Source organism: Pseudoalteromonas espejiana DSM 9414 (assembly GCF_002221525.1).
Lineage (GTDB): Bacteria > Pseudomonadota > Gammaproteobacteria > Enterobacterales > Alteromonadaceae > Pseudoalteromonas > Pseudoalteromonas espejiana.
The window spans coordinates 80,879-93,715 of record NZ_CP011029.1 but is presented as its reverse complement, the minus strand read 5'-3'; the positions used below and the strand labels follow the sequence as shown (position 1 = coordinate 93,715).

13 protein-coding genes are annotated in these 12,837 nt (G+C 42.8%); 7 read left to right on the top strand and 6 right to left on the bottom strand.

Translation table 11 applies throughout. The features are described 5' to 3' along the window. The first annotated feature begins 47 nt into the window (after positions 1–47). The 5 genes from PESP_RS17355 to PESP_RS17335 are packed head-to-tail and all read left to right on the top strand — an operon-like array spanning position 48 to position 4,646. Positions 48–1,268, top strand: coding sequence for an acyl-CoA dehydrogenase family protein (locus tag PESP_RS17355; RefSeq protein WP_089349291.1), 1,221 nt, complete (start codon positions 48–50; stop codon positions 1,266–1,268). Positions 1,269–1,277: 9 nt separating this feature from the next. Next, positions 1,278–2,099 (top strand): SDR family oxidoreductase, encoded by an 822-nt coding sequence (locus PESP_RS17350; protein WP_089349290.1) that lies wholly within the window; start codon positions 1,278–1,280, stop codon positions 2,097–2,099. Between the two features lie 12 nt (positions 2,100–2,111). Continuing rightward, positions 2,112–3,185, top strand: coding sequence for a phosphotransferase family protein (locus PESP_RS17345; RefSeq protein ID WP_089349289.1), 1,074 nt, complete (start codon positions 2,112–2,114; stop codon positions 3,183–3,185). Next, positions 3,185–3,889, top strand: a complete 705-nt coding sequence (locus PESP_RS17340) for a histidine phosphatase family protein (RefSeq protein ID WP_089349288.1) — start codon at positions 3,185–3,187, stop codon at positions 3,887–3,889. The genes PESP_RS17345 and PESP_RS17340 overlap by 1 nt, the downstream gene beginning before the upstream one ends. Before the next feature lie 10 nt (positions 3,890–3,899). Beyond that, complete coding sequence (locus PESP_RS17335; RefSeq protein WP_174694400.1) at positions 3,900–4,646, top strand: SDR family oxidoreductase; 747 nt, start codon at positions 3,900–3,902, stop codon at positions 4,644–4,646. A gap of 62 nt (positions 4,647–4,708) precedes the next feature. Here PESP_RS17335 and PESP_RS17330 read toward each other — a convergent pair whose 3' ends face one another. After that, positions 4,709–5,281, bottom strand: a complete 573-nt coding sequence (locus PESP_RS17330; RefSeq protein ID WP_089349286.1) for a short-chain dehydrogenase — start codon at positions 5,279–5,281, stop codon at positions 4,709–4,711. Positions 5,282–5,474: 193 nt separating this feature from the next. Here PESP_RS17330 and arfB point away from each other — a divergent pair, with 193 nt between their 5' ends. Beyond that, entirely contained in the window at positions 5,475–5,888 is a 414-nt protein-coding gene (gene arfB / locus PESP_RS17325; protein ID WP_089349285.1) for an alternative ribosome rescue aminoacyl-tRNA hydrolase ArfB, read from the top strand. Positions 5,889–6,319: 431 nt separating this feature from the next. Here arfB and PESP_RS17320 read toward each other — a convergent pair whose 3' ends face one another. The 5 genes from PESP_RS17320 to PESP_RS17300 form a co-directional block, all read right to left on the bottom strand. Further along, positions 6,320–7,369: a DUF2955 domain-containing protein gene (locus PESP_RS17320; RefSeq protein ID WP_089349284.1), complete on the bottom strand. Its 1,050-nt coding sequence runs from the start codon at positions 7,367–7,369 to the stop codon at positions 6,320–6,322. A 10-nt stretch (positions 7,370–7,379) separates the two neighbouring features. Further along, positions 7,380–8,444 (bottom strand): HlyD family secretion protein, encoded by a 1,065-nt coding sequence (locus PESP_RS17315; RefSeq protein ID WP_089349283.1) that lies wholly within the window; start codon positions 8,442–8,444, stop codon positions 7,380–7,382. 8 nt (positions 8,445–8,452) lie between these two features. Then, on the bottom strand, positions 8,453–8,926 hold the full coding sequence (locus PESP_RS17310) for a MarR family transcriptional regulator (protein WP_089349282.1): 474 nt from the start codon (positions 8,924–8,926) through the stop codon (positions 8,453–8,455). Between the two features lie 120 nt (positions 8,927–9,046). Beyond that, positions 9,047–9,931, bottom strand: coding sequence for a spermidine synthase (locus tag PESP_RS17305; protein ID WP_089349281.1), 885 nt, complete (start codon positions 9,929–9,931; stop codon positions 9,047–9,049). Then, entirely contained in the window at positions 9,924–10,547 is a 624-nt protein-coding gene (locus tag PESP_RS17300) for a fused MFS/spermidine synthase (RefSeq protein ID WP_089349280.1), read from the bottom strand. The genes PESP_RS17305 and PESP_RS17300 overlap by 8 nt, the downstream gene beginning before the upstream one ends. 159 nt (positions 10,548–10,706) lie before the next feature. Here PESP_RS17300 and PESP_RS17295 point away from each other — a divergent pair, with 159 nt between their 5' ends. Beyond that, a complete protein-coding gene (locus PESP_RS17295; protein WP_089349279.1) occupies positions 10,707–12,788 on the top strand; it encodes a TonB-dependent siderophore receptor in 2,082 nt (693 codons plus the stop codon). The last annotated feature ends 49 nt before the right edge of the window (positions 12,789–12,837 follow it).

Here is a 12,837-nt window from a genome sequence, read left to right as displayed (position 1 = left end):
GCGAATGTTTTATGCTGGGTTAACTAAAAAATAAACAGGCAACCCTAATGAACTTTGAGCCAAGCCAAAAAAGCCAAGACTACCTAACGCGTGTTACCGCCTTTATGAATGAACACGTATTGCCTATTGAGCAAGCGGTAGTTGCGCATAACCACGCAAAAAATAATTCAAACGATTGGACCACTTGGCAGCTAAGTGAGCACATTGAGCCATTAAAAGCGAAAGCAAAAGCCGCTGGCCTGTGGAACTTATTTTTACCCGATACAGAACTAGCACAAGGCTTAACTTGTTTAGAGTACGCCCCTATTGCAGAGCAAATGGGTAAATGTTTATTTGCATCAGAAATATTTAACTGTAACGCCCCCGACACCGGCAATATGGAAGTGCTGTATCACTTTGCAAACGATGAGCAAAAACAGCAGTGGTTAACGCCTTTATTAAATGGCGAAATACGCTCTGTATTTGCCATGACCGAGCCCGACGTAGCCTCTTCAGATGCCACAAACATGCAAGCAACCATAAATGTTGATGGCGACGAACTCATTTTAAATGGCAAAAAATGGTGGACCACCGGCCTTGGCCACCCCAATGCTCAGGTAGCTATTTTTATGGGGCTTTCTAACCCCGAAAACGATAAACATAGCCAGCACTCCATGGTACTTGTGCCATTAAACACACCCGGCGTAAATATTAAACGCATGCTAAGTGCCTGTGGCGATTTTGATGCCCCCTACGGCCACGGCGAAATGGAATTTAGTAACGTACGTGTACCAAAACAAAATCTTATTTTAGGGTTAGGCAAAGGCTTTGCTATTGCACAAGGGCGTTTAGGGCCTGGGCGAATTCATCACTGTATGCGCGCAATTGGCGCAGCAGAGCGCTGTTTAGAGCTAATGATTAAGCGCGGGCTTTCGCGCAGCGCCTTTGGTAAACCGTTACTTAAATTAGGCGGCAATTTAGAACGCGTTGCGCAGGCGCGTATGGCAATAGATCAAGCCCGTTTATTAACACTGCACGCCGCATGGAAAATAGATACCCAAGGCGTTAAACACGCCATGACCGAAATATCGAGCATAAAAGTAGTGGTACCCAATATGCTGCAAATGGTCTCTGATATGGCCATACAAGTATTTGGTGGCGCTGGCGTGTCGAGCGACTTTCCTATTGCCTCGTTTAATGCAATGGGGCGAATTTTACGCCTTGCCGATGGCCCAGACGAAGTACACATGGGCATGGTTTCGCGCCTCGAACTTAACAAATACCGCTAAGGCAACACCATGAAAACAAAATTAATAATAACAGGTGGAGCCACAGGGCTTGGCAAAGCATTAGCGCTTAGTTACGCGAGTAATTTGGGCGCAAACTTACAAATTTGTATTGCCGATATAAACGCCGAACGCGCAGCCGTAACTATTAACGATCTACAAGCATTAAAAGCCGATGCCTTTTTTTACGCCTGCGATGTAACAAAACAAGCCGATGTAAAGGGGCTTTACGATTTTATTCAAACCAAGTGGCAAGGCGTAGATATTGTTATTAATAATGCAGGCGTTGCAACCGGCGGATCACTTGAGGGCGAATCGCTTGAGCAATGGCAGTGGATTATGGATATTAATTTGCTCTCTATGGTGCGAGTGTGCCAAACGTTTTATCCGTTATTTAAGCAACAAGGCAGTGGCTACTTTATTAATGTAGCGTCGCAAGCGGGGCTTACACCTATTCCGTTTATGAGCAGTTATAACGCCGTAAAAGCCGCCGTAATTGGCTTTAGCGAAACCCTAAAACTCGAGCTTGCTTACGATAATATAGATGTAAGCGTAGTGTGCCCCAGCTTTTTTAAAACCAACCTTAATGAGTCGTTACGCACCAGCGAGCCGGCTATGCAAACAATGTTAAACCGTGCATTTGAGCGCTCACCCATTAACGCCGAGCAAGTTGCAAATATTATTTATAAGCAGTCACTTAAACGCCCATTTTTAATTTTGACCCATAAATTAGGTAAACAGGCCTTTTTAATGAAAAAACTACTCCCCGTTGAGTGGTACATTAAAAACATGCTGAAAAAAACACGCTCTATGCAACGTTTAAAATCAAAATAATAAAGGCTAACAATGAACACACAATTATTAGATCAAGCCAAAAGCGTGCGCCAAGGCGAAGAGCTCGACACCCAAAAAGTAGATGCCTGGCTTAAACAACACATACCGCAGTTAACTGGCGAGCCAAACGTTACACAATACGCAGGGGGCGCTTCAAACTGGACCTACTGCCTAGACTACCCAGAGCAATCGCTTATTTTGCGCCGTGCCCCAAAAGGCACCAAAGCCAAAGGCGCACACGATATGGGCCGCGAGTTTAAATTACAGCAGGCGCTAAAACCGGTTTACAGTTACGTACCTACTATGCAAGCGTTTTGCGATGATGAAAGCATACTTGGCACCGACTTTTATGTTATGGAAAAGCTTACGGGTATTATTCCGCGTAAAAACTTACCGCGCGGATTAACGCCCACGCCCGAGCGCACCAAACAGCTGTGCGAAAACGTACTCGACTGCCTAGTAGAGCTACACAAAGTAGATTACAAACAGGCCAATTTAAGCCATTTAGGTAAAGGCGAAGGGTATACGCAGCGACAAATTAGCGGCTGGAGTGAGCGTTTTACTAAAGCTAAAACATGGAATGTACCCAGTGGCAAAAAAGTAATTAAATGGCTCGAAAACAACATGCCAAGCCACGAGCGTATTTGTATAACGCATAACGACTTTAGGTTTGATAACGTTGTACTTGATGCAACCGACTACACCAAAGTACTGGGCATTTTAGACTGGGAGCTTGCCACCCTTGGCGACCCACTTATGGATTTAGGCAACACATTGGCTTACTGGGTAGAACCCGGCGATGACTTTTTAGTGCAAGCCACGCGCCGCCAACCTACCCATTTAGAGGGCATGCTAACGCGCAAAGAAGTAGTGACCTATTACTGTAAAAAAATGGATATAACGGTAGACGATTTTACTTTTTACGAAGTGTACGGGCTATTTAGGCTTGCAGGCATAGTGCAGCAAATTTATTACCGCTACCACCATGGGCAAACAAAAAACCCAGCCTTTAAAAACTTTTGGGTGTTTGTACATTACCTTTTATGGCGCTGTAATAAAGCCATTAAAAATCAGGGAAAAGCCTAATGTGTATTTTATATTTAGTGCGCCACGGGCAGGCCAGCTTTTCGGCTGATAACTACGATATGCTCTCAAATAAAGGGCAGCAGCAAGCCACATTACTTGGTGAGTATGTAGCACAAAAGCAGCTAACGCCCGATGTGGTATTTGCAGGGAATATGCTACGCCATAATCAAACCGCAGAGCTTAGTTTAGCAAGTGTTAATAATGCGCCAGTGCTAATAAACGATGCGCGTTTAAACGAGTACGATCACGAACATATTTTAGCGGTTTATGACCCAGAGCTTGCCACCGCCAGCCAAGTGCGTACTGCACTTAGCAAACAAGCCGACCCAATGGAATATTTTAAAACGGTATTTATTAGCGCCATTGAGCAGTGGGTTCTCAACCCCGATAGCACATTATACAACGAAAGCTTTAATGCATTTACTGCGCGAGTACTGGGCGCACTTGAGCAAATAACCAATGAAAACCATGGCAAAAAAGTACTTATTTACACCTCTGGCGGGCCTATTAGCATTATTACCAGCCAATTAATGGGGCTAAAGCTCGAGCACTTTATTGATATTAATTGGAGCTTAGTAAACGCAGGCGTAACCAAAGTAGTGGCGCGTGGCAAAGGGGCAAACCGTAAATTAGGCATTAGCAGTTTAAACGAGCATCACTTTTTAGAGTGCCACCCACAACAAAAATTAATTACATACACCTAAGGATTTAATTATGCGCAAAAACATACTAATAACAGGTGCAAGTTCAGGCTTAGGCAAAGGCATGGCAAAAGAGTTTGCAAAACAAGGCTGTAACCTTGCTTTATGTGCTCGGCGCTTTGAGCTACTCGAGCAACTAAAAAGCGAGCTTGAACAGGTAAACCCTAATATAACCATTAGCATAAAAGTGCTCGATGTTAACGATCACGAGCACGTGTTTAGCGTATTTAACGCCTTTAAAGAAGAGCTAAACGGCCTTGATAGAGTCATTATAAATGCAGGTATGGGCAAAGGTGCGTCTGTTGGTACGGGTTATTTTAATGCCAACAAACAAACCGCACAAACCAACTTTGTAGCCGCCCTTGCCCAGGCAGAGGCCGCAATGGAAATTTTTAGAGCGCAAAACCATGGCCACTTAGTAACTATTTCGTCTATTAGTGCGGTGCGAGGTTTTAGGCGCGCCATGACCGTTTACGCTGCTACAAAAGCGGCCATTACCTCATTAAGCGAAGGCATACGCATAGATGTAATGCACACACCTATAAAAGTAAGCTGTGTACACCCAGGTTTTATAAGAAGCGAAATAAACGAAAAAGTAAAAACAGTGCCCTTTATAGTCGATACCGAAACCGGCTGCAAAGCGCTTGTAAAAGCCATTAATAAAGAAAAAGCCAACAGCTTTGTGCCAACCTGGCCGTGGGCGTTTTTACATTGGATTTTACGCATAGCACCGCTTAGTACAATTCGTAAAATGTCGTAATTATTAAATTTAGGCATTAAAAAAGGTGGCAAATGCCACCTTTTTAGTAAAAATTTACTTAATTACAGTAGTGCAAAAAGCTTTTGAAGCTGTGGCATGTATTCGCTCACAAGCTCAAGGTTGTTTTCGCTTACTAGCGATTCAGTCGACTCTTCAGCAGCGCTTGACGCTTTACCAAACGAGCCCATTAACGAGCTAGCATCACTACTTTTTGCGCTTTTAAGGCTTTGTAGACCGCTCATTACTTTTGTTGCTGTTTCTTGGTTTTCAGCAGAAAGGCCCGATTTTAAGTTTTCGATGTAAGCCATAGATACTTCAGAACCCACAGATACTAACTCTTCAGGCGAAAAACCGTAGCGGTTTGTAATGCTTGCAAAGCTTTTGTATAGGTCTTGCTCTCTGATCATGCTAAGTGCAGTGTTTGCCATTGAGCTTTGCTCATCAACACTTTGCTCGGCAGAGCCACCTAGCATACTTGCTAAATCTAGGCCTTTAAGTGATTCTTGGCTGCTTGCCCAGTTAGACACTGCAGGCAGTGCTTTCATGTAGCTTTGTAATTGGCCTTCGCTAATGTCTTCTGCAAGGCTTGAAAAACTCATTGCTAGTAAGCTAAGTGATAAAATTATTTTTTTCATTGGGCATTTCCTATTATTTAATTAAAGCCATTAAAAACTAAATGTAAGCGCTTGCCAATACAAAACTAAAGTATTAGCTGCATTTAAACTACAAAGTAGTATAAATACTTTAAACCCCTATAACTTAAGCTGATTCAGCACAAATATAGTTACAAATGTTATAATGCATTTTTGTCGATAAGAGCTGAACGTAATGTTAACTATTTCAAATACTGTCACTATAGATGAGTGGGAACTAGAGCTAACCGCTATTCGTTCGCAAGGTGCCGGTGGCCAAAACGTTAACAAAGTAGCCAGTGCCATTCATTTACGCTTTGATATTAACCGCTCAAAGTTACCTGACTTTTACAAAGAGCGCTTATTAAAGCTAAACGACTCACGCATAACCAAAGATGGCGTATTAATAATTAAAGCGCAAAGCCACCGCACACAAGAACTAAACCGCGAAGACGCACTAAACCGCCTAAAAGACTTAATACTTAGTGCTACCAAGGTAAATAAAGCCCGCCGCGCAACCAAGCCAAGCCGTAACTCGCAGCGCAAACGCATGGATAAAAAAACCAAACACGGACAAACCAAAGCCCTGCGCGGAAATATTAAGTTTTAATAAAAGTTTGGGGTTATAAGTTTAATTTACTTGTAGATGCGAAACTTGTTTGAGTGATGGGCAAGGCCCATAAATAAAGTGCTGGTTAATTTAGAAAGCGAAATGAGTGCGAGCGTGTAAACGCTTTAAGCCATTAAAAGCTTCGCTTTTCGCGCGAGCAAGCTCTGCGCCTACGGCATAATCCTAACCTTGAGTTTAAATTACTTGTAGACGCGAAACTTGTTTGCGTGATGGGCAAGGCCCTTAAATAAAGTGCTGTTTAATTTAGCAAAGCGAAATAGTGCAAGCGTGTAAACGCTTTAAGCCATTAAAAACTGCGTTTTTCGCGCGAGCAAGCTCTGCGCCTACGGCATAATCCTAACCTTTGAGTTTAATTACTTGTAGACGCGAATAGACGCGAAACTTGTTTGCGTGATGGGCTGCGAAAATAGCTACTCATAGGTATGATGGCGGGTTGCGCTAAAGCGGTTTAATATATGATGCATTATGTAAACTGCACATAAGCTTGCCACAATGGCGACAGCAACCGAGCTAAAGCGATACAGCGCGCTGTAAACTAAATCTTGCCCTGGGCCGAGTGAGTTGCCAAACAAAATACCAAAGGTAGTTAATACACCAAATCCTATACCTGGCGGGCCTCCGCCTAAAATATGAAAGCGGCTAAAAATAAACGAAAGCGTCCACAATATTAATACCGGAAAAAGTAAAAAGTCGGTGTGGTTATAAAGTAAAACTTGCGCTAACAACGCCGCATTACAGCCAATCAGTGTGCCAATAGCACGCTGCCAACCGGCCATACCTGCGGCTTTCCAACACAAAGAAAACAATATAAGCACCGAAGACGCTTGCGCCGATATTGAATCTTGTAAATCAAGCACCTGAAACGCCACAAACGATAACGTAGCCACTGTGGCGCACAGTAATACCTCATGACGAATACTTTCTTTTGCTTTTGCCGGTACCGCTCTTACAGGGCGAGCGGTTACATCAGGGAAAATACCATGCATAGCAAAAGCGATAGCCGTAGAGAGTAGGGTCGCCAAGCCATTACTTAAAATAAGCGGATAAACGCTATCGGTGCCTGTTACATAACTTGAAAAGTGCAGCTGAATAGATAACCCAACCACACCTAACGCACCAAATAAAAAGGCGGCGCCCGAGCTCATTTGATAAAACAAAAAACAAAACGCTAAAAATACAATAATGGTCATTAAAACAGGTAAATGCGAAAACAACCCCTGCATAACTAACACCATAGGAATACTAATTGCGGCACTGGCTAAAAACTGGCGCACTATGCTTTTATTTAATACCGGCACTAAACCAAGTAACAGCATGGGGTACACCGTAAAAAATATACCGTACGGCCAGTTCATTAACTTACTAATAGTAAAACCAATAGTGCAGCCACCGGCTATACGCAGCGCTTGGCGTAATCCATTTGAGTCTAATTGCGGCGCTTGGCTTATAACTTTGCTCATACCGCCTCCATTAATAAATGTAGTGTAACCAACTAATAAACCTAATTTGGGCTATTGCTAGCCATTGCCCAATGCTCGACTCTGGTAATAATTGTACGGTGGCACGGGCGCCGCTTGGCATGCTGGCTATTAATTTAGCGTGGTTGGGCATAACTAAATGAATGCGCTGGCGCTGAGCGTCGCGCACCCAGCGGTTACTGGTTTCGGTGCTACTAAGTGAGCCATTTGCGCTGAGTTGTCCATCGCTTACTCCCGCTTCAAAGGTGCTTATTTGGGCAATGTATACCTCGCCTGGCCGGCTATCAAATACTACTCTAGCTTGGCTGCCTGGTTGCATATTTAGTAACGACTTTTCTCTAAAGTCAGCCACTAGGTCGGCTTTGTTTGCCACTATTGCAAGCAAAGGGCTGCCCGTTACGGCATACGCGCCATCAAGTAGTTGTAGGTTAGACACTACACCCGCGCTTAGCGCACGCACTTGCGTGTACGATAAGTTAAGCTCTGCTTGTGCTAACTGGTTTGCTGCGTGGCGAATTGCTAAGTTTTGTGTGCCGCTTTCGCCTCGGGCAAGTACGGCCTCGGCTAATTGCGCCTGTAATGAGGCTACATCCGACTTACTGGCTTCAAAATTGGCTCTAATGCTTTCAAGCTCTTGCTCTGAAATAGAACGCTGTTTATAAAGGGTTTCGCCACGGTTTTTTAATAAATTTTGCTCGTGCTGCTTTGCTTTAGCAGCACTAATTTGTGCCTCAAGTGCTTTTACATTGGTATCTAGGCGTTTATTTTGTAATTTGGCATCGTCAAGGGCGAGCTGTGCTTGTTCGAGCGCTAGCTTGTATGGGTCTTGGTCTATTTCAAATAGTACATCGCCCGCTTTTACGGTTTGGTTATTGGCTACCAATACGTTAGTTACGCGGCCACTTATTTGCGGTGCTATTTGCACAACAGGGTGGTAAACCCGTGCCTGTGGCGTTACCGGCATAAACATGTCGGCAATTAAATAATATATAAATACAACTACAAACGTCGCTAACGAAAGTCTTACATAACGTGTAAATTTTTGATCGGGGGTCATTACGTGCTTTACCCTTTAACTTGGTTTTGAATACAGTTTAGTGCGTTTTTTTCTATTTTAACTATGCCATGCGCGAGTGCGTCGAGCTGCTGTGTGCTTAAGCCGCTATAAAGCTGGCTTTTAATATCAATCAGCTTTTTGTTTAGCGACTGTAAAACGGTGCCACCTTGCTCGGTAAAGTAAATTTTTTTACTGCGTTTATCGTGCTCATCTACTTTTCGTGTAATTAATTGCTGCTCTTCTAATTGCTTTAGTGTGCGAGTAAGCGAGGGCATTTCTATACCTAAGCTATTGGCAAGCTCAAGTTGAGTTAATCCTTCACCTTGCATGTCTATATGCATAAGTGCGGTCCAGCGCGATTGCGTAAGCCCCAATGGCTCTACAGCTATGGTTACTGCTTCGCGGCATAGCCTATGAACACGCCCCATATTACCAATTAAGGTTAAGTCGAGCGTTTCGTGAAAAGGTTTTTGAGTAGTCATAACCACCTCAATTTAGTTAGCATGCTAAGTACCTTACCATTAGTTAGCGTGCTAAGTAAATATTGTGGTAGTTCGTAAATAAAAAAGCCCCAAAACTGGGGCTAAATAAATTTTGTACGTTTAAAAATTAAGAAGGTTAGCGGGGGAGTACTGGTCGGTCAGTATTTTGGTATTTGCTGGCCAGTCTTGGTTGTTTTTGGTGCTTTGCATGTAGGTACTAATTGCTTTTATATCTACATCGTATTTTTTTAAACGTGGCGCAAGGGCGTTAATGCGCTCGTTAAGCTGCGCTGCAGTTGGCATAGTTTTAACGCCCGCTAAAATAATACGATTACTGCGATTAGGGCGGCTTACATTAATAAAGTCGCCAAATACACTATGGTACGTTGCCGACTCGTGCTCGTATAATTTACTGCTCGAAAACGTATTAGCTGCAATAACACCGCCTTTGGCTAGCACGCTTTGTACTTCTTCAAAAAATTCTTTGGTAAGTAAATGCTCAGGAATGTAGTCGCCATTGAATGCATCAAGAATGATCCAGTCGTACTTTTGCTTTTTAATAGCGGCGCGTTTTATAAATATACGGCCGTCTTGCACGCTTGATGTTACGTTATCGGTTTCTATAAAGTTAAAGTAATCGCGGGCTACTTTTAAAACTGCTGGGTCTATTTCAACATTATGAATTTTAGCGGCAGGGTAAAGCTCATTAATTACATTAGAAAGCGTACCGCCACCTAAGCCTATAACCAGCACATTTTTAGGGTTTTTAGTTACTAACAAACTGGCAAAAGTAAGCTTGGTGTAGTTAAAAACGAGTTTGTCGGGGTCGTTTTTATACATACAACTTTGACTAGTTTTACTGCTTTTAGTATTAAATTTAAGGCAGCGTAGGTCGCGTGTTTCATCAACAATAATATTGCGATACAAGGAGCGTTCTTCGTGTATTACATTACTAAGCGCTGCTCCTGAGAACACACTGGCAGCTAAGAGTAAGTATTTAAGCATGCGCTAACTCCTTATTACCGCCAAGGCTGTTAACAGTAATAGCAAGTACACCGAGTAGGCCAAGTGTTGATGCAAACGCGCTAATTATGGTGTTTACGTCGAACGCGAGCACAAAGTAAAACGAGGTAATAATAGTACCCAAGGCACTGCCTAGCGTGCTTACAAAATATAATACACCCGCCACTTGGCCACTTTTATGGCTGTCGGTTACTAATAAGCGTACCGAGTAAGGCGAGATCATGCCTAAAATAACGGTAGGAATAAAAAATAAAGCCGTAGAGGCAAGCAAAGAGCCATAGCGTGTGTCTTCAATGTGGGTAAATATAAATTCCATTATTGGCTGCGAAAACAGCGCAATAGGCACCACCATAATGCTCGCCACTAAAAAAATTAACCCATATTTAGTAAGCGATGCATTTTTAGTACTAAGTTTGCCACCGAGTAAATAACCTAAGGATAAACTAAGCATAAATACGGTAATTATGCTGCCCCAAATATGTACGCTGCTGCCAAAATAAGGCGCCAAAATACGCCCACCTAAAAGCTCAATACCCATAATGCAAAAGCCACTGCAAAAGGCTAAAAAGTAAATTAATGCGTTTGTTTTTATGCTCATATAATTATCGTTATGTAACCTAAAGAGATCACCATACTAACGTGATGTATACAAAGCTGCTAATGCAATTTTTAAATTCAAAAAAGTCTTTTTGTTATAAAGTAACACATGCTAAACTTATCGTTATAATATCACATTTGCTTATTCCCTATTATCATCATGAAGTACTCTTTAATTTATTTAGCCTGTTTAGGCATTAGTGCGCAAACACTTGCGCAAGAGCAAACCGACGAAATTGAAAAAATATCTGTTACTTATAAACAAGCTTACCGTGGCGACATTCCTCAAAAGCAAATGCCGCAGTCTATTGTAAGTGTTAGCAGCGCTGCGCTTGATCAAAAAGGCATTACCGAATTACAAGACGCCCTTGATTTTTCGGCGAGTATTTCGCGCAAAAATAACAGTGGCGCATTATGGGATAGCTTTTCTATTCGTGGCCTTTCAGGTAACGAAAACATGCCGTCGGGCTATTTAATTAATGGCTTTAGCGGCGGGCGTGGTTTTAGCGGCCCGCGCGATGTATCAAACATTGAATACATAGAAGTATTAAAAGGCCCAGGCTCTGCACTTTATGGGCGCTCGGAGCCAGGCGGTACTGTAAATATTGTGACCAAAAAGCCACAGTTTGATTCTCAAGGAGAGCTAAAGCTAAGCTTAGGCAGCGACAGTTTTAACCGTGTTGAAGGCGATTACACTAACGGTATTAACGATACCACTGCGTTTAGAATAAATGGCGCGTGGCAAGATAGCGACAGCTACCGCGATGAGGTATACACCAACAAAAAGGTGATTACGCCGTCTGTTTATCATCAAATAAACGCATCGACCAGTGTAACGTATGAGTTTGAATACGTAGATTTAGCCCAGCTATTTGACCGCGGTGTTGTAGTGCTCGATAACGATTTTGACACTGTACCAAGCTCACGTTATTTAGGTAACCCAAACGATGGCGACACGCAGGTTTATTCTCGTGGTCATCAAATTACGTTAAATCACGACATTAACGACGAATGGTCACTTGTTGTAGGTGCAAACTACCGCAGCTCTACATTAACGGGGTTTTCGTCGGATGCTGAGCTTTCACCATCGCGCCAATCGTTATTTGACGATGGCCGCACACTTACCCGTCAGCAGCGCTATCGCGACTACGAAGTAGAAGACACAAGCGTTAAGTTTGAAGTTAGCGGAAGTTTAGCTACAGCAGGTATTACGCATCACTTATTGATAGGTGCCGATGCATATAAGTACGATTTACGTACAGCGCTTTCACGCTACCGTGGTGGTAATGGTACTTATACTGTTGATATTTTTGAGCCAAATTACGATGTTGAGCGCCCAGCAGTTAGCTTACTTTACGAAAACGACGAAGAGCAAAAAGCATACGGTATTTATGTTCAAGACCAAATGGATATTACCGATAAATTTAAGCTATTAGTTGGCCTAAGATTTGACAGCGTTGACCAAGACATTTTAGAAACCAACAGCGGCGTGTTTTCAACCAGTTCTGAAAGCCAAGTAAGCCCACGTGTTGGCGTAGTGTACGAGCTAAACAATGCACTCACCTTTTACAGCAGCTACTCAGAAGGCTTTTTGCCACTAAGCGGCACTGATGCAAGCGGCGACCCGTTTGGCTTTGAATACAGCGACTCGTTTGAAGTTGGCGCTAAGTTTGAATACTTAGGCGTAAACGGTACTGTGGCATTTTTTGATGCTTCTAAAAGTAATATGTTAGTGGCAGACCCTGTAAACGTTGGTTTTTCGGCGCCTATTGGTAAAGCCGATAGTAAAGGTTTTGAACTTGATTTAAACACCTATATTACTGATGCAACGGCATTTAACTTATCGTACGCCTATATAGATGCCACCACAGCAAACGACATTATTAATGCCGATTGGGGTGTGCCAATTGAAAAAGGCAGCCCGCTAGTAAATGTACCAAAAAATAACTTAAACCTTACGCTTAGCCACCAAACAGCATTAATGGGCAAAGAGCTTGAGTTTGGTGCAAGTTACCAATACACAAGCAGCCGTTTAGGTGATGCCGCCGATTTAAGTTTTAGGCTACCAAGCTACCAATTAGTGGGCGTGTTTGGCCAAGTTAATTTAACCGAGCAAACCGAACTTAATGTAAGTGTAAATAACATTTTTGATGAAGATTACGCCGAAAGCAGCTACAACGCTTTATGGGTTTACCCAGGTGCGCCAACTCAATTTAAAATGTCGTTAGCTTATAATTTTTAATAGCTAGCAAATTAAACCAGTTTTCATCCTAAAGCGTCTTAATGTAGTG

Coding starts and splice junctions, on each gene's coding strand:
- PESP_RS17355 (WP_089349291.1), top strand. CDS start 48: ATGAACTTTGAGCCAAGCCAAAAAAGCCAAGACTACCTAACGCGTGTT.
- PESP_RS17350 (WP_089349290.1), top strand. CDS start 1,278: ATGAAAACAAAATTAATAATAACAGGTGGAGCCACAGGGCTTGGCAAA.
- PESP_RS17345 (WP_089349289.1), top strand. CDS start 2,112: ATGAACACACAATTATTAGATCAAGCCAAAAGCGTGCGCCAAGGCGAA.
- PESP_RS17340 (WP_089349288.1), top strand. CDS start 3,185: ATGTGTATTTTATATTTAGTGCGCCACGGGCAGGCCAGCTTTTCGGCT.
- PESP_RS17335 (WP_174694400.1), top strand. CDS start 3,900: ATGCGCAAAAACATACTAATAACAGGTGCAAGTTCAGGCTTAGGCAAA.
- PESP_RS17330 (WP_089349286.1), bottom strand. CDS start 5,281: ATGAAAAAAATAATTTTATCACTTAGCTTACTAGCAATGAGTTTTTCA.
- arfB (WP_089349285.1), top strand. CDS start 5,475: ATGTTAACTATTTCAAATACTGTCACTATAGATGAGTGGGAACTAGAG.
- PESP_RS17320 (WP_089349284.1), bottom strand. CDS start 7,369: ATGAGCAAAGTTATAAGCCAAGCGCCGCAATTAGACTCAAATGGATTA.
- PESP_RS17315 (WP_089349283.1), bottom strand. CDS start 8,444: ATGACCCCCGATCAAAAATTTACACGTTATGTAAGACTTTCGTTAGCG.
- PESP_RS17310 (WP_089349282.1), bottom strand. CDS start 8,926: ATGACTACTCAAAAACCTTTTCACGAAACGCTCGACTTAACCTTAATT.
- PESP_RS17305 (WP_089349281.1), bottom strand. CDS start 9,931: ATGCTTAAATACTTACTCTTAGCTGCCAGTGTGTTCTCAGGAGCAGCG.
- PESP_RS17300 (WP_089349280.1), bottom strand. CDS start 10,547: ATGAGCATAAAAACAAACGCATTAATTTACTTTTTAGCCTTTTGCAGT.
- PESP_RS17295 (WP_089349279.1), top strand. CDS start 10,707: ATGAAGTACTCTTTAATTTATTTAGCCTGTTTAGGCATTAGTGCGCAA.